Source organism: Thiomonas sp. DCM-2, from assembly GCF_056820905.1.
The window spans coordinates 3,024,204-3,039,679 of the sequence record NZ_CM165962.1; the positions used below are offsets into that span (position 1 = coordinate 3,024,204).

General features: G+C 64.9%; 15 protein-coding genes. 11 read left to right on the forward strand and 4 right to left on the reverse strand.

Annotated elements, in window-relative coordinates:
- Positions 1-45: 45 nt before the first annotated feature.
- Positions 46-429 (forward strand): DUF302 domain-containing protein, encoded by a 384-nt coding sequence (locus AC1ZQA_RS14730; protein ID WP_482677590.1) that lies wholly within the window; start codon positions 46-48, stop codon positions 427-429.
- A gap of 3 nt (positions 430-432) precedes the next feature.
- Positions 433-558, forward strand: coding sequence for a hypothetical protein (locus AC1ZQA_RS14735; RefSeq protein ID WP_482677591.1), 126 nt, complete (start codon positions 433-435; stop codon positions 556-558).
- Positions 559-579: 21 nt separating this feature from the next.
- On the opposite strand, the gene AC1ZQA_RS14740 is transcribed toward AC1ZQA_RS14735, so the two are convergent.
- Positions 580-1,485 carry a hypothetical protein gene (locus AC1ZQA_RS14740; RefSeq protein WP_482677592.1) on the reverse strand — a complete coding sequence of 302 codons (906 nt, stop codon included), beginning with the start codon at positions 1,483-1,485 and terminating at the stop codon, positions 580-582.
- A gap of 79 nt (positions 1,486-1,564) precedes the next feature.
- Between AC1ZQA_RS14740 and AC1ZQA_RS14745 the strand changes: the two genes are divergently transcribed.
- The 7 genes from AC1ZQA_RS14745 to metW all read left to right on the forward strand — a co-directional run bounded on the left by AC1ZQA_RS14745 (position 1,565) and on the right by metW (position 8,456).
- A complete protein-coding gene (locus AC1ZQA_RS14745; protein WP_482677593.1) occupies positions 1,565-2,554 on the forward strand; it encodes a TonB-dependent receptor plug domain-containing protein in 990 nt (329 codons plus the stop codon).
- 190 nt (positions 2,555-2,744) lie between these two features.
- Complete coding sequence (locus AC1ZQA_RS14750) at positions 2,745-3,695, forward strand: IS110 family RNA-guided transposase (protein ID WP_482679341.1); 951 nt, start codon at positions 2,745-2,747, stop codon at positions 3,693-3,695.
- Between the two features lie 106 nt (positions 3,696-3,801).
- Complete coding sequence (locus AC1ZQA_RS14755; RefSeq protein ID WP_482677594.1) at positions 3,802-4,830, forward strand: LLM class flavin-dependent oxidoreductase; 1,029 nt, start codon at positions 3,802-3,804, stop codon at positions 4,828-4,830.
- Entirely contained in the window at positions 4,827-5,813 is a 987-nt protein-coding gene (locus AC1ZQA_RS14760) for a FecCD family ABC transporter permease (protein ID WP_482677595.1), read from the forward strand. The genes AC1ZQA_RS14755 and AC1ZQA_RS14760 overlap by 4 nt, the downstream gene beginning before the upstream one ends.
- A gap of 10 nt (positions 5,814-5,823) precedes the next feature.
- Entirely contained in the window at positions 5,824-6,591 is a 768-nt protein-coding gene (locus AC1ZQA_RS14765; protein ID WP_482677596.1) for an ABC transporter ATP-binding protein, read from the forward strand.
- Between the two features lie 147 nt (positions 6,592-6,738).
- Complete coding sequence (gene metX / locus AC1ZQA_RS14770; protein ID WP_482677597.1) at positions 6,739-7,881, forward strand: homoserine O-succinyltransferase MetX; 1,143 nt, start codon at positions 6,739-6,741, stop codon at positions 7,879-7,881.
- A complete protein-coding gene (metW, locus tag AC1ZQA_RS14775) occupies positions 7,878-8,456 on the forward strand; it encodes a methionine biosynthesis protein MetW (protein WP_482677598.1) in 579 nt (192 codons plus the stop codon). The genes metX and metW overlap by 4 nt, the downstream gene beginning before the upstream one ends.
- Before the next feature lie 31 nt (positions 8,457-8,487).
- Here metW and AC1ZQA_RS14780 read toward each other — a convergent pair whose 3' ends face one another.
- The 3 genes from AC1ZQA_RS14780 to AC1ZQA_RS14790 all read right to left on the reverse strand — a co-directional run bounded on the left by AC1ZQA_RS14780 (position 8,488) and on the right by AC1ZQA_RS14790 (position 12,631).
- Positions 8,488-9,999: a hypothetical protein gene (locus AC1ZQA_RS14780; RefSeq protein ID WP_482677599.1), complete on the reverse strand. Its 1,512-nt coding sequence runs from the start codon at positions 9,997-9,999 to the stop codon at positions 8,488-8,490.
- Between the two features lie 77 nt (positions 10,000-10,076).
- Positions 10,077-11,207 (reverse strand): acyltransferase family protein, encoded by a 1,131-nt coding sequence (locus AC1ZQA_RS14785; protein ID WP_482677600.1) that lies wholly within the window; start codon positions 11,205-11,207, stop codon positions 10,077-10,079.
- A 203-nt stretch (positions 11,208-11,410) separates the two neighbouring features.
- The gene (locus AC1ZQA_RS14790) at positions 11,411-12,631 is read right to left on the reverse strand and encodes a hypothetical protein (protein WP_482677601.1); all 1,221 of its coding nucleotides are present in this window, start codon (positions 12,629-12,631) and stop codon (positions 11,411-11,413) included.
- Between the two features lie 1,076 nt (positions 12,632-13,707).
- On the opposite strand from AC1ZQA_RS14790, the gene AC1ZQA_RS14795 reads away from it, so the two are divergent.
- Positions 13,708-14,847 (forward strand): PAS domain-containing sensor histidine kinase, encoded by a 1,140-nt coding sequence (locus AC1ZQA_RS14795; RefSeq protein ID WP_482677602.1) that lies wholly within the window; start codon positions 13,708-13,710, stop codon positions 14,845-14,847.
- Complete coding sequence (locus AC1ZQA_RS14800; RefSeq protein WP_482677603.1) at positions 14,840-15,475, forward strand: response regulator; 636 nt, start codon at positions 14,840-14,842, stop codon at positions 15,473-15,475. The genes AC1ZQA_RS14795 and AC1ZQA_RS14800 overlap by 8 nt, the downstream gene beginning before the upstream one ends.
- Position 15,476: the final 1 nt, after the last annotated feature.

Consider the following 15,476-nt stretch of genomic DNA (forward strand, 5'->3'; position numbering starts at 1 on the left):
GTCAAGCGAAAAAGCGCGACAGCTTCACCGACGAGGAGAAACACCATGCAGAGAAGGGCAGCACTGCGGCTTGCGGCGGTTTGGGCGGGCGGTGCAGTGACGCAGGGCAGTGCATTCGCAGGGGCTGGCGTTGATCCAGCCCCGTCCAACGCGGCGGTGATCAGGGTGCCGCTGGCCAAGGGGCTGAGCGCGCACGACTGTGTGCAGTCGATGCAGCTGCGCGCAAACTTGCTGAACATGAAACAGGTTGGCGACCTGCCGCTGTCCGAGCAGGTGCAGGCCATGAGCGGCAAGCCGCAGCGCCTGATCCGGGTGTTTCTGTTCTGCGATCTGCCGACTGCGGTGCAAATGGTGGCGGGCAGCATCGACTTTGCCGCCTATCTGCCGTGCCGCATCACCTTGGCCGAGGACGAGCGCGGCAAGCCCTGACTGGTGATGATGAATCTCAGGCCGCTGATCGACAGCGTGCCGCCCGGTTCGCCGCTGCGCAAAAAGGCCGAGACGGTGGGTGCAAAGCTGATGCAGATCATGCAGGCGGGCGCCAAGGGGTCTTTGTAAATCGGTCTGGCCTACAGGCCATCATGCCGCATGCGGCTGTCTGCACTGCAGCCGTGCAGCCGCTTGCAGCTCGACAACGGCCTGCAGCACGCCCTGCGCAATGCGCACCGGGCGTTCGCCCAGGCCGAAGCACAGCGCCGGATCGCCACGCGGATCGACCTCGATCAACTTGGTCTTGGGCTGCACCGGGACGCCGGAGCGCGTGAGCCCGCGCAGCACACCGGAAAGCGGCGCGTGCAGGCTCACGCTGCGGCCCTGCGCTGTGCGCACCAGCCCGACCTCCTCGCCTGCCTGCACCACGGCACCGATCTGCAGCGGCGAATGAAACGTGCCGGCAGCCGGTGCGTACACCAGGCGCTCGCGACCGGCGCCGAGAATCGGCCGTGGCTCACCGGCCAGTGCGCGCGTGGGGCCGTTGCGGATCACCCGCCCCAGCTCATCGCCCCAAGCGGATTCCACCACCAGGCTTGCGTTGTAGCCAGCCGTATATCCTGGGCCGATGCCGACCGAATGAGCAGCGAGCAGCCGCAGATTGGGCTGCTCGGCGGCATGCTTGCGCAGGCGCGCGTCAACCACCACGGCAATGCCCAGGGCATCGATCCAGCGCGGCAGATCGGGAGCAACCACCAGCGGCAGCCAGCGCCGACTGCCCAGCGCCTGCAGCGCGTCTTCCGGCTGGAACACCCGCACCGCGCTCAAACCCAGAAGGGTGGCCTTGCCGTCGAAGACCGCATCGACCCAGCACATGCCGCGGCGCGGCGCGGTGGGGTGCTCGGCCTCGATCAGCAACACGTCGTGTCCGCTCTGGAACAGGGCATGCGCCACCGCAGAGCCCACGTCCCCGGCGCCCAGCACGGCAACGACGGCCAACGGCGCAGCGTGAGCGCCGGGAAAACGCTTGATGGTGGGCAATTCCGGTGCAGTCATCGCGGCGCAATGTGTGGGAAAGGGCAGTCATCAGTATATTCTGTGGAATATTACGAAATATATTTATTGGAGCCTTTCGATGCCTGCACCACACCGCACCCGCCGCCAGAGACGCAGCCCCCTTGCACGCCCGATGTGGCTGCCCCTGATCGCCGCGCTGCACGCCGCAGGCGTCGCCGCGCAGACCACCGCGTCGCAGCCGGTGTTCCAGCTCGGCGAGGTGGACGTGCAGACCACGGCGGTGGCCAAGCCGCCGCCTGGCGGCACGAGCAGCAGCGTGGTCACGCAGCAGCAAATGCTCGACCGCGGCGCGCTCGATGTCGGCGAGGCGCTGGCCGATCTGCCCGGCGTGACCCCGGTGACGCTGGGGCAGCGCGGCGAGACGCAGGTCAACATCCGCGGTTTCGACTCGCGCCAAATCACGCTCAACATCGACGGCATCCCGATTTACGTGCCGTACGACGGCAACGTGGACTTGAGCCGGCTGCTCACCCCGGGCATTGCCGAAATCGTCGTGACCAAGGGCCTGGGGTCGCTGATGTACGGGCCGAACAATATGGGCGGGTCGATCAACATCGTCACCCAGGCGCCGAGCAAAAAACTCGAGGGCAGCATCACCGGCGGTGTCACCGCCAACCAGCACAAGGTCTATGGCAACGATTTTTCCGTGCAACTCGGCAGCCGCATCGACAACCGCTGGTACGTGCAGGGCGGCGTGGCGGTGGCGAACCGCAACGGTTTTCCGCTGTCTGGCGACTTCCAGCCGGTGCCGGCGCAGCCGGGCGGCAACCGCTTGAACGCAGCCAGCCACGACATCAACGCCAACCTCAAAGTCGGCTTCACCCCCAACGCGACCGACGACTACGCGCTGGGGATCTACACCGTCGATTCCGACAAGGACTCGCCGCCCTACACCGGCAACACCAAGCGCACCGGCCAGCCGGTGCGCTACTGGCGCTGGCCGCAGTGGAACAAGCAAAGCGTCTATTTCATCGGCAACACCGCAGTCGCCAGCGGCTACCTTGTATGTTCAAACCAGACCAGCGCGGTACAGTCCAATCATCGCTGAGGTGACCAGACCGGACCGTGCAGCCTGTAGCCTCCTCGAGTCGACGAGCGTGCTCGCCAGCTCGTTTTTGAGTCGATTGCGCACGGACCCCGTGCTGGTCTTTCTGGTGCCCGAACGGTTAGCCGAGCGGCGTTTGGCCTGCTCGCATGCACAAGGAAGGGAGATGAAGACCATGTCTGGATCATCCGTGATGGTGGGGATCGACGTTGCCAGTGCGCACGTCGATGTGGCGTGCTTGGGAGCGGCTTTGCCAGTTGAGTTGGCCCATGTCCCCAACGATGCCGAGGGGCATTGTGCGCTGGCCGACGCCTTGGTCAAGCTGCAACCCGCGCTGGTACTCATGGAAGCCACTGGCGGCTACGAGGCGGCGCTGGCGTGCGCGCTGCAGGCGGCGGGACTGCGCGTGGCGGTCATCAATCCGCGCATGGCGCGTGACTTCGCCCGCGCGATGCAGCGCCTGGCCAAGACCGACCGCATCGACGCGGCGACCCTGGCCGAGTTCGCGGCCGTGCTGGCCCAGCGTCCTGACTGCGAGCGCTTCGTGTGCCCGCTCAGTGAGCCCGAGCAGCAGGATCTCGCCGCCCTGGTGACCCGCAGGCGCCAGCTCGTGGCCATGCAGTTGTCCGAACGCCAGCGCCTGCGCTTGGCGCGCCCGGTTGCCCACCCGAGCATCGAGGCCTTGCTCGAGGTCATTGCTCGCCAGCTCGACGACGTCGATGCCCAGATGCTCAGCCATGTCGAGCAGCACCACGCCGCAATGGCCAAGCTGCTGCAAAGCGTGGCGGGCATCGGTCGCATCGCCGCTGCCACGCTGATTGCCGAGCTTCCGGAACTGGGGCGGCTCAACCGCCGCCAGATCTGCGCGCTGGTCGGCGTGGCCCCTTACGCCAACGATTCGGGCTCCAGCCGGGGCCGAAGGCGCATCATCGGCGGGCGCTTCGAGGTGCGGCGCGCCCTGTACATGGCCACGCTTGCCGCCACACGATGCAACCCTGCCATCCGCGCCTTTTACGAGCGCCTGTTGGCCGCGGGCAAACTCAAGAAGGTGGCCTTGATCGCCTGCATGCGCAAGCTGATCACCCACCTCAATGCCATCGCCCGGAACCACCTGAACGCTCAACATCACCCTCTCACCGCTTGACTTTCAACACGGTTTACTTGTATCTGCAACATCCGCTGTCCGCCGCGCAGGCGCAGGCCATCGTGCACCCCAACCCCGCGGACTACCCGACCAAGTACTGAACGCCATGGACGCGAACTGCGCGCAGGCCGCTGCGCTGCCGCAAATCGGCATGATGCTGCACATGCAGCCCGCGCCGGGCGAGTCGATCCCGGGGTTTCTGGCCAGCCGCGCCGATCTGGTGGCGGCGCTGGAGGAGGTCGGCGTGTCGTCGGTGTGGGTCACCGAGCATCACTTCGACCCGATGAGCCTGAGCGCCTCGCCGCTGTTGCTGCTCGCGCACTGGGCCGCGCGCACGCAGCGCATCCAGCTCGGGGTGGCCGCGGTGCTGGCCGCAGGACGCAGCCCGGCGCTGCTGGCCGAGGAGATCGCGCTGTTGTCCCAGCTCGCTCCGGGACGCATCGCGCTGGGCTTTGCCAAGGGCGGGCCGTTCGAGGCGCAAAAACGCGCGTTCGGCTGGGGCAGCGAGCAGGCGCGCGCCGACATGCGCACCGTGGTCGATGCCGTGCTCGACCTGCTGCACCCGCAGCCGACCGCGGCGCAGACCGCAGCGCCCGACGCCGCGTTGCAGCCGCCGTTGCATGGCAGCTTGCCGATGTTCGTCGCCAGCCGCGACCCCGACACGCTGGCGTGGGCCGCGCGCCGTGGGCTAGGTTGGATGAGCGCGCAGTTCTGGCCGCTGGACATGTACGACGCGCAAGCGGTCGACTGGAGCGTTGCCGCAAGCCAGCCGGCCGACGCGCTGCTGGTGCGCGGGCTGTGGATCGACGACGACGCCACTGCCGCGCGCCGCCACGCGCTGGCGTGGCTGGCCGACTTCCGCCGCAGCAAGCAGGCGCAGTGGAAGGTGGGGTTTCGCGGCCCGCTCGACCTGGACGAGAGCGAAAGCCTGACGCGCATGATCGTCGGCACGCCGCAGGACTGCGCCGCGCAACTCGAAGCGCTATTGCGGCAGCGGCAGGTGCCGCGTCTGGCGTTCAACCCGATGCATGCACACCCCGACGCGCAGTTGACGCAGATGCAGCGCTTGCTGCACGAGGTGCTGCCGCTGCTGCCGCAGCCCGTTGCGCCCGCGCGGGTAGCGCAAAGCGCATGAGAACCCTGTGGCTGCTCGCCGCGCTGCTGGCGCTTTCGACGCTGGGTTCGTTGCTGCTGGGCCGCTATCAGCCCTCGCCGCTGGAAGCCGCGCTGCGGCTGTGGCAGGGGATCACGGGTCAGCCCTCGGAGCTGTGGACGGTGATCGTCGCGCTGCGCCTGCCGCGGGTGCTGGCCGCAGTAGGCATCGGCGCGGCGCTGGCGACTTCCGGCGCGGCGTACCAGGCGCTGTTTCGCAACCCGCTGGCTTCGCCCGAGGTACTCGGCGGGTTGGCGGGCGCAGCGTTCGGCGCGGCGCTGGGCATCCTGCTCGGCACGGCGCTGTGGCAGGTGCAGCTGGCGAGCTTTGCCTTCGGGCTGCTCGCAGTGGCGCTGACGCTGCTGCTGGCGCGCCTGGTCGGGCAAAGCGGCATCGTCGTGCTGTTGCTCGCCGGGATGATCACCGGCGCGTTTTTCACCGCGCTGCTGTCGGCGGCCAAGTATGTGGCCGACCCGTACGACAAGCTGCCGGCGATCACCTACTGGCTGATGGGCACGCTGTCGGCGGTGCGCGCGCACGACGTGTGGTGGAGCCTGCCGCCGATGGCCGCGGCGACCTTGGCGCTGGCGCTGCTGGGCCATGCGCTCAATGTGCTGAGCATGGGCGACGAAGAGGCGGCAGCGCTGGGCATGCCGGTGCGGCAGGTGCGCGCGCTGGTCATCGCGCTGGCCACGCTGCTGGGCACGCTGTCGGTGGTGCTCGCCGGAATGGTCGCCTGGGTCGGGCTGCTGATTCCGCAGATCGCGCGGCTGGTCTGGGGCGCGGACAACCGCCGGGTGCTGCCCGCCTCGGCGCTGCTCGGCGCGCTCTATGTGCTGCTGCTCGACGACGTCGCGCGCACCGCGTTCACCGTCGAGCTGCCGCTGGGCGTGCTCACCGCGCTGGTCGGGCTGCCGGTGTTCGCGCTGGTGCTGCGACGGGTGGCCGTGGGCTGGTCGGATTGAGGGGAAAGCGATGATCGAAGCGCGCGAGCTGCACATCGGCTACGGCGGGCCCGACGTGGTCAGCGGCGTGAGCCTGCGCCTTGGCCTGGGCGAGACGGTCGCGCTGCTCGGGCCCAACGGCTGCGGCAAGACCACGCTGCTCAAGACGCTGTGCGGCATCCACCCGGCGCATGGCGGCACGCTGCAGGTCGATGGCCGCGACCTGTCCACGCTGTCCGCGCCCGAGCGCGCGCGGCGCATCGCCTACGTGCCGCAACAGCACCGCCTGGTGTTCGCCTACAGCGTGGCCGACGTGGTGATGATGGGGTGGCTGGCCGGGCGCGGGCTGATCGCGCGCCCCACGCCCGCCGACCGCGCCGCGGTGCATGCGGTGCTCGCCCGGCTGGGGCTGCAGGATCTGGCTGCGCGCAGCTATACCGCGCTCTCCGGCGGCCAGCGCCAGCAGGTGCTGATCGCCCGCGCGCTGGCGCAGGACGCACCGTATCTGCTGCTCGACGAACCCGCGAGCAGCCTGGACTACGGCAACCAGCTGCGGCTGCTCGAACTGCTCGGCCAGCTGCGCGACTCCGGGCGCGGGGTGCTGTTCACCACCCATCACCCCGACCATGCCTTCGTCGTCGCCACCCGCGTGGTGCTGATGCAGCAGGGCCGCTTCATCGCCGAGGGCACGCCGGCGCAGTGCATGCACCGCGCGCAACTGGCGCGGTTGTACGCCGTTCCCGAGGCGCGGCTGGCGCAGGCCGCGAGCGCGCAGCGCTGGGCACAACAGGCCGGCTGAAGCGCAGCGGCACAGCGCCTATACTTGGCTTCGCGCCGATTTGCCCTGGGCTTGCGGGCGCGTAACAAATCCAGCTAAAACAGCGCAGACCACCGGCGGTTTTCGCTGCATTGCCAGCGCCGCCGGTTTTGTTTTTCGGGAACACGCATGAGTGCCTCGCCCTCCGCGCTCGGAGATGTCACACCGCAGCGCATGTCCTTCGCGCAGCCGCTGCCGCTGCAAAGCGGCGCGCAGCTGCCTGCCTATGAGCTGGTCTACGAGACCTATGGCACGCTCAACGCCGCGCGCAGCAATGCGGTGCTGGTGTGCCATGCGCTCAACGCCAGCCACCATGCCGCCGGCACCCATGGCAGCGATCCCAAGAGCGTGGGCTGGTGGGACAACCTCATCGGCCCGGGCAAACCGCTCGACACCGAGCGATTTTTCGTCATCTGCATCAACAACCCTGGATCGTGCTTTGGCTCGACCGGGCCGATGAGCATCGAGCCAACCAGCGGCAAGCCGTGGGGCAGCCGATTTCCCGTGGTCACGGTGGAAGACTGGGTCGATGCGCAGGCGCGGCTGCTCGACCGCCTGGGCATCGCCCGGCTGGCGGCAGTGATCGGCGGCAGCCTGGGCGGGATGCAGGCGCTGTCGTGGACGCTGCGCTACCCCGAGCGTGTGGCGCACTGCGCGGCGATCGCCACCGCGCCCAGTCTTTCGGCGCAGAACATCGCGTTCAACGAGGTGGCGCGCCGCGCGATCATCACCGACCCCGACTTTCACGGCGGCGACTTCTACGCCCACGGCGTGGTTCCCCGGCAGGGGCTTGCGGTTGCGCGGATGATCGGCCACATCACCTATCTGAGCGACGATGCGATGGCGACCAAGTTCGGCCGTGCGCTGCGCAACGGCGCGCTGGGCTATGGCTTCGGCGTGGACTTCGAGATCGAGAGCTATCTGCGCTATCAGGGCGACAAGTTCAGCGGCTATTTCGACGCCAATTCGTATCTGCTCATCACCCGCGCGCTCGACTATTTCGACCCGGCGCGCACCACCGGCGGCGACCTCGCCGCAGCGCTGGCACCGGCCACCGCACGCTTCCTGCTGGTGAGCTTCACCACCGACTGGCGTTTTTCGCCGCAGCGCTCGCGCGAGATCGTCCAGGCGCTCATTTCCAACCGCCGCGCGGTGACCTACGCCGAGGTCGACGCGCCGCAGGGCCATGACGCCTTTCTGATGGATCACCCGCACTACCACGGCGTGGTGCGCGCCTGGTTCGACCGCATTGCCCAGGAGGTTGCGCGATGAGCACGCCGCTATCCGTCATTGCCGACCTGGTGCCGCATGGCAGCCGGGTGCTCGACCTGGGCTGCGGCGACGGCCGCATGCTCGCGCACCTGCGCGACACCCGCGGCTGCACCGGACTGGGCGTGGAAATCGATCCGCAAAACCTGATCGCCGCAGCCGCCCGGGGGGTGGACGTGCTGCAGTACGACCTGGAACAGGGGCTGTCGCTGTTTGGCGACCGCAGCTTCGACGTGGTGCTGCAGATCGACACCCTGCCCAATATCCGCCATACCGAAAACGCGCTGCGCGAAACCGCGCGCGTGGGACGGCTGGGCATTCTGAGCTTCGCCAATTTCGCCCACTGGAGCATCCGCCTGCAGATCCTCACCGGCCGCCTGCCGGTGACGCCCGAACTGCCCTACGAGTGGTACAACACCCCGAACCTGCGCGTGGCGACTTACGCCGATTTCGAACGCCTGGCCGCGCATTGCGGTCTGCGCCTGGTCGACGCCTTCGGTGTGCGCAACGGCCGCCGCATCAACTTTGCACCTGGATTGCTGGCCACCGAGGCAGTGTTCTGCGTGCAGGGCGCGTGAAGCGGCTGGGCGACACTGAATCCGTGTTGCCCTAAGCCTTGTAGCTCGGCAGCTCGATGACGTAGGTATCCACCGCGGCGTTCGGATCGAGGACCGGATTGCTCGGATCGCCGTTGCCCCAGTCGCTCTGGAACAGGATGCGCGTGCCGCTGGTGCTCAGGGTCACATTGGTCTGCGCCCAGTAATTGCTCTGCGGCGCATTGCTGTAATTGCCGGTACTGCGGTGATGAGCGAAGCGGTATGTCGCGCCCGTGGTCAGGCTGGTCAGCATGATTTCCTGATCGAGCAGCGTGGTCGGGTTGGGAGTGGGGCCGTTGTTGCCCGTGCCGTAAATGTCTCCGGTCATGCCGGTGGCAATCCACATCGGGTTTTTCCAGGCAGTCGATCCGGTCAGGCTGCCGGTGGCAGGATAGCCATACACCGGTGTGCTGGATTCACCCACCAGATTCTGCACGACCCCTGTGTTCAGATCGGCAGCGATGACATTGCCGTTTCCACCCGTGGCGCGGTTGAACTGTGAACCCACCAGCATGTCATGCCCTGCGGCATTCATGGCCGTGTCGCAGTGCTCGTAGGCGTCGAAGTTGACGGTACGCACATATTTGCCGTTGATGTCCAGAATGAACACGCGTCCCGTCGTACTGTTCTGCGAGGCCGGGTCGGGCGCCACCCAACCCTGGCCGGACAGCAGCGGAAACGGCGTGGTGCCGCGCGCCTGCGCCTGGGCGACATAGTTGGTGTCGTAGAACACCATTTGCTTGGTCGACTGATTGAAACCGAACACATTCAAGCCCAACTGACCATTCACATTGGGAATGCCACCCGCACCCAGACCCCAGATGCGCTCCCCCTTGGCGTTGATGCCCAGCGCAAAGGGGTAGCCACAGCGCACCGGCCCCGTGCGCGGCCAGCCTGCGGGCAGATTGGGCATGAAACTGTACTCAATGGTCTTGACGCCGGTTTCCACATTGAGGGCGGTGAGATCGGCCACCACGCTGCTGCCCACCGAATGGTTGTCGATGTAGTAGAGCGTTGCCGGGTCTTGATGATCCCAGTAGAACTGCTCGATATCGCCCGGATTGATGTCAATGAACTTGATGAAGGCATAGGTGGTGCCGTTGTACAGAGCCCAGCCCTGCTGCCCGCCCGACTGCATGGTGGACCCCGGGGCGTACAGGATGAAGCGCGTCTCATCACAGTTCCACGCCATGGCCGTTGGATAGGCGGGCGCCGCGCACAGATTCTTGAAATCGGCCACACAGTCCGTGATTCGGGTGATTCGGGTGCCGAAATCCGGATCGGTCACCGTCTGCCCCTTTGTCGGCTTGGCAAGCTTGCTGTAGGGCATGGCCTTCAGCCCGTAGTTCTGCAGACCGACAGACAGGTCAACACCGGCGACGACTGGCACGGCGGCTGATGTTGTCGTTGCTCCCGATGAGGCCGCAGGGCTCGATGCGCCGCCTCCACCGCAGGCAGACAGCGCCCCCATTGCCGGGAGCGTCAACAGCGAGCGTTGGATGAATTTGCGTCGGGAAGGGATCATCTTGAGTCTCCTGAAACACCATGACGAACTTGGTTCTCATGCTCCATGGCTGTCGTGACGGATAGGCGATCAACCCATCACATCGATTGATCAGAACGCTCCGCAGCCACTTCGGCCAGCGGCGCGGGCAGGGCTTTGCGCCAGGAGAGCAAAAATTCCTTTGCAGGAGCCTCCCAATAGCGATAGACGAGCAGTGAGGCCACAATGAGCGCGCCCGTCAAAAGCGGTACGACAAGCGCATAAAACTCAGATCCAGCGCCGCCGATTGAGCGCCGCAACAGATCGAGAAGCGCCACGCCAATGGATTGATGCAACAAATAGAGGCTGTAACTTGCCACGCCGATTGCAGCCAGAGGCGGATAGGCCAGCCAGGCAACCCATTTCGGTCGCATCAGCAGCGCCAGAAACACCGCATATCCGCAGCCCATTGCGATGAAAGGAGCGGGCGTGCCGGCATGTGTTCCCATGTGCAGAAAGGCCAATCCAGCAATCGCCTCCAACAGCAATATCCAGCCAATTCGGCTTTTCGCGTCGACAAAAAGTGCATAAAACCCAATACCAGCAAGAAACCATGGCAAGGCACTGAGCGCAAAAATGAAATCAATTGCCCAAAGATGCGGAAAATTCAGTGCCCGCACCAGGAGGTCCATCAATACCAGAATGCCAAACGCCCAGGCAACCACCCTGAAGAATCGCGCTGCGCCTGTTGAAAAATAAAGGACGCTGATCCAGAAATAAAACTTGACCTCGACAAACAGCGACCAATAAGCGCCATCCACCGCCTTGAACGGCACCCCGAAAATCTTGCTCCAGAGCAATGGCTCAGTGAAAGTAAGGCTCGGAATAAAATCGCGCAAGTCGGGATGGAATGGGCTATTCGGAATGAGCGTCAAAATCAGGTAGGTCAATGCTGAACACAGCAGCATCGTTGGAAACAATCGGGAGAATCTTTTCCAGAAAAATTGACCGATCGTACGACTGCGAAACAGCGTCATACTGATCACAAAGCCGGAGATGATGAAAAACAACTCGACACCCAGGTCTCCGTATCTGAACAACCAGAATTCGGCAGCAAAATCACCGTAGGGATAAAAATTATCTGGCGCGAGTGGCGGTGTCCAGCGCACAAAATAGTGGTAACCAATCACCAGAACGATGGCAATTGCGCGTAAGCCGTCCAAGACCTGGAGGCGATGGTGATCGTCCATTTTTGACGGAAAGTGGCGCGGTGCACTTGCGCCACTCGTGGTTCCCATGAGGTGAGGCTGAAAATTATGACAGCCTGCGGCGATTGCACACCCCCCTGATCCAGCCATCTCCGCCCTGCACAAACGCACACACCCCTCGAAGCAGGGGTGTGTGCAAGATGGGCGGCGGATTTTCCCGCTTCCTGCGGGCTGGCATCGGTTGATCAGTTGGCCTTGTACCCCGGCAACTCGATCACATAGGTATCCACAGGTGCATTCGGATTGATGACCGGCGCCTTCGGGTTGGCGTTACCCCAGTCGCTCTGCACCAGAATGCGTGTGCCACTCGGGCTTGGGGTGACATTGGTCTGCGCCCAGTAGTTGTTCACCGGGGCATTGCTGTAGTGCCCCGTGCTGCGGTGATGCGCCACGCGGAACACTGCGCCCGTATCCACATTGGCAATGGACACCTCCTGGTCAATGTAAGTCTGCGGGTTGGCCACCGGGGCGTTATTGCTGCCATTGTCCGCGGTGCTGCCATACGGCGAGCCCGTGACGCCCATGGCAACCCAGCCCGGCATCTTCCACGCGCCCGAGCTGATGAGGGTGCTGGTGCGTGGATAGCCGTCGCCCTTGGCCACGCCAATGACGGTGGACACCACGCCCGTGTTGAGATTGGCCACCATCAGATTGCCGCTCCCGGACGGGCCGTCGTACTGCGTGCCGACCAGCAGGTCTTCGCCCTTGGCGTTGACCGAGCTGTCCAGGTGCTCGATGGCATCGAACTGCACGGTCCGCACAATGTTGCCGTTCAGGTCGAACACCACCGTGGTGTGGTTTGCCCAATCGGGCCAGGCCCAGCCCTTGCCACTCTTGAGCGGGAAAGGCGTGGTGCCCCGTGCCTGCGCCAGTGGAATGCCGTTGTAGCGGGTGATCTTGCCGGTCTTGGCGTTGAACCCGAAGGCGTTGAGCCCGAGCTGGCCGCTCACGTTCGGGATGCCGCCTGCGCCGAGCCCCCACAATTCGAGATCGCCGCCCGCGTAGAACGGATAGCCTGCGCGCACCGGGCCGGTGGTGGGCCAGCCCTGCGCCTTGATGTCGGGCATGAAATCGTGCAACACGGTCTGCGCACCGGTCTCGACGTTGATTTCCATCATGCGCATGATGATGGTGCCACCGTTCTCGCGGTTGTCGATATAGACCAGCTTGGTCGGATCGGAGTGGCTCCAGTAGAACTGCTCGATGTCGGGTGGATTGATGGGCAGGAACTTGATGAAGGCGTAAGTCTTGCCGTCGAACATCGCCCAGCCTTGCTTACCCCCCGTCTTCGCGCCGGTGACATACAGCACAAAGCGCGATTCGTTGCAGTTCCAGCCTTGCGTCGTGGGGTATGCCGGTATCGCCACATTGGCGTTGAAATCAGCCAAGGTATCGGTGATCCGCACGATCGAGGTGCCGGGAAAATCCGGATCGGCAACCCGCTGTCCCTTGGCAGGCTTGGCAAGCGGGGAGAACGGACGCAGGTTCTTGCCATAGTCGACTAGACCCGCCGTGAGATTGGCGGTCGGCGTTGCGCAGGTTGAAGATACCGGTGTCGGAGCGGGTGCCGGAGCCGGAGCCGGAGCCGGAGCCGGAGCCGGAGTCGGAGTCGGAGCCGGAACCGGAACCGGAACCGGAACCGGAGTCGGAGTCGGAGTCGGAGTCGGAGTCGGAGTCGGAGTCGGAGTCGGAGTCGGAGTCGGAGTCGGAGTCGGAGTCGGAGTCGGAGTCGGAGTCGGAGTCGGCGTCGGCGTCGGCGTCGGCGTCGGCGTCGGCGTCGGCGTCGGCGTCGGAGTCGGAGTCGGAGTCGGCGTCGGTGCAGGCGTCGGAGCCGGATTGCTCGGCGCGGTGCCGCCAGTGATCGTGGGCTGCGGGCTGGCGATTGCAGCGGTTCCCGTGCCCGCTGTTGCCGTGTTGGCCGCAGCGACATCGGTTGTTCCGCCCCCGCCACATGACGAAAGAAGGACCGAAACCATCAGCGCAGCGGCTGTCGCCTTCCAAATGGATGAATTCATGACAACTCCCTGATTTGGGCGCTCCACCAGCGGACGCTTTTGGTTCACACTGAAGCACACCATCAAAATTCGGCGAATTTCATGGGCAAGTGCCCTGAAACGCCACAACATATCGATAACAAATGGACTTTTTGTTACAAGTGATCGACAAGGTCTGGTAATGCGCGCCCAAGAAACCAGAGCTCTAATCCATTGAGCCCGGTTGCAGCCGTCGCGACTGCCAATAATGCCGATTTGAGGTAGTGAATTGTGGACTCTTCCCGACAACAAGTCGATCAGCGCCCGCTGAATTGCCGCGTCGGAAATTGCTGGTTTCTCTGTCAGAATTTTCTGACCGTCTTTGCGCATTGACAAAAAACGTGTTGAACTTACAGGAAATGGCGTTTTATTGCGAATTTTATTGTCATTTTGCCATGCAGTTCTTGTGATGCGACCATTTAGGGATTTCCCTGCTCATGGAGGTTGCCTTGTCTGCTGCTCCCCCGGAACGCTGCGCTGCGGCAGCAACCTCCTCTAGCGTGCCGTTGGTTCGCCCGCAGGACGCGTGCGCGTCTGACCCGGCAGTCGATCTGCATGCGCTGATCGACCAACTCCCGGGCTTCGTCTTCCGCGTGCGCCACGACGGCACGCAGCTGCGTTTTGACTTTGCCAGCGCCAGTTGCCTGGCGGTCTGCGGCCTGCGGGCAGACGATCTGCTGTCCTCGGCGCAACGATTCCTTGCCATGATCGATGCGCAGGACCTCGCTGCGTTTCAAGCCAGCCTGCAGGCCAGCGCTGCGGCGGGGTCGTGGAACTGGGAAGGCCGCCTGCAAACCCCGCATGGCTTGAAGTGGGTGAATGTGCGCGCGCGCTCCCGCACGGTCGACGCCGTGACGACGGAATCGACCGGTGTCATGCTCAATATCACCCAGACGCATCTGCGCGAATCTCAATTGCGCAACCTGTCCACCGATCTGCGGCAGATCGCCTCCCACCTCGAATCGGTGCGCGAGGCCGAGCGCGCCCGCATGGCGCGTGATCTGCATGACGATCTGGGGCAGGTGCTCACGGCGCTGCAAATGGATGTGGCCTTGCTGCGCAGGCAATTCGGCGCGAGCCAGGCGCCCGAGTTGTTTGCCAATATCGACAAGCTCATCCACGCCGCCGCCGAGGCCGGGCGGCGGGTGGCTGCCGAGTTGCGGCCCAGCGTGCTCGACTTGGGCCTCAAGGCGGGCCTGCGCTGGATGGCCGAGCAATACGCCAAGCGCTATGGCATTCGCATCCATACCGAACTCAACTACCAGGGCGAGGTCGGCGAACTGATTGCGACCGAGTTGTTTCGCATTGCCCAGGAGGGCCTGACCAATGTGGTGCGGCATGCCCACGCGCGCCAAGCCTGGGTACGCTGCGTCGATGCCGAGGGAGGGCTGATCTGCATTTCGGTGGAGGACGACGGCATCGGCGACACCCGGCAGACGCAGCCTGCCAGCCGCCCCCACCTGGGGCTGCGCGGCATGCGCGAGCGGGCGGCGGTCTTTGGCGGCGACTTCCAGCTCGACACGTCGCCTCATGGCGGGGTACGGGTGCGGGTGTGCATGCCCATCACCGAGGCGGTGCAGCATGGATGAGCAGCGCGTGCTCATCATTGACGACCACGCGCTGCTGGGCGAGAGCCTGGCGCGTTTTCTCGGCTCCAATGGCATGGAGGCGGTCTGGTGCGGCGACATCGCCCGAGCCATGCAATCCATCCGCGAACAGGTCTGGAACGTGGTACTGCTCGACCTGTCCATGCCCGAAGGCAACGGCCTCGATCTGCTCAAGCGCATCAAGCTCGTGCATCCAGAAATGCCCGTGCTGATTCTGAGCATGCACCCGGAACAGCAATTTGCCCTGCGCGCGCTGCGCGGCGGCGCGGCGGGCTATCTCACCAAGGGCTGCAGCCCGGACGTGCTGGTCGAGGCGATTCACAAGGTGGTGCAGGGCGGGCGCTACCTCACTCCCGGCGTGGCCGAGCAACTGGCCAATTACATGAACGAGGGTGACGCGGCAGAAGAGCCGCACGCCCGCCTGTCCGACCGGGAAATGCAGGTGTTCATGCGGCTGGTGGAGGGCAAATCGGTCAATCAGGTGGCGGAGGAACTGCACATCAGCTGCAAGACCGTGAGCACGCACAAGACCCGCCTGATGCACAAACTCGCCCTCGACAACGACGCCGATCTGGTGCGCTACGCCATGCATCAGGGCATCGTGCGCTGAC

What these genes read in the sequence shown, in the direction of transcription:
- AC1ZQA_RS14730 (WP_482677590.1), top strand. Translation starts at nt 46, where the DNA reads ATGCAGAGAAGGGCAGCACTGCGGCTTGCGGCGGTTTGGGCGGGCGGT.
- AC1ZQA_RS14740 (WP_482677592.1), bottom strand. Translation starts at nt 1,485, where the DNA reads ATGACTGCACCGGAATTGCCCACCATCAAGCGTTTTCCCGGCGCTCAC.
- AC1ZQA_RS14745 (WP_482677593.1), top strand. Translation starts at nt 1,565, where the DNA reads ATGCCTGCACCACACCGCACCCGCCGCCAGAGACGCAGCCCCCTTGCA.
- AC1ZQA_RS14750 (WP_482679341.1), top strand. Translation starts at nt 2,745, where the DNA reads ATGGTGGGGATCGACGTTGCCAGTGCGCACGTCGATGTGGCGTGCTTG.
- AC1ZQA_RS14755 (WP_482677594.1), top strand. Translation starts at nt 3,802, where the DNA reads ATGGACGCGAACTGCGCGCAGGCCGCTGCGCTGCCGCAAATCGGCATG.
- AC1ZQA_RS14760 (WP_482677595.1), top strand. Translation starts at nt 4,827, where the DNA reads ATGAGAACCCTGTGGCTGCTCGCCGCGCTGCTGGCGCTTTCGACGCTG.
- AC1ZQA_RS14765 (WP_482677596.1), top strand. Translation starts at nt 5,824, where the DNA reads ATGATCGAAGCGCGCGAGCTGCACATCGGCTACGGCGGGCCCGACGTG.
- metX (WP_482677597.1), top strand. Translation starts at nt 6,739, where the DNA reads ATGAGTGCCTCGCCCTCCGCGCTCGGAGATGTCACACCGCAGCGCATG.
- metW (WP_482677598.1), top strand. Translation starts at nt 7,878, where the DNA reads ATGAGCACGCCGCTATCCGTCATTGCCGACCTGGTGCCGCATGGCAGC.
- AC1ZQA_RS14780 (WP_482677599.1), bottom strand. Translation starts at nt 9,999, where the DNA reads ATGATCCCTTCCCGACGCAAATTCATCCAACGCTCGCTGTTGACGCTC.
- AC1ZQA_RS14785 (WP_482677600.1), bottom strand. Translation starts at nt 11,207, where the DNA reads ATGGACGATCACCATCGCCTCCAGGTCTTGGACGGCTTACGCGCAATT.
- AC1ZQA_RS14800 (WP_482677603.1), top strand. Translation starts at nt 14,840, where the DNA reads ATGGATGAGCAGCGCGTGCTCATCATTGACGACCACGCGCTGCTGGGC.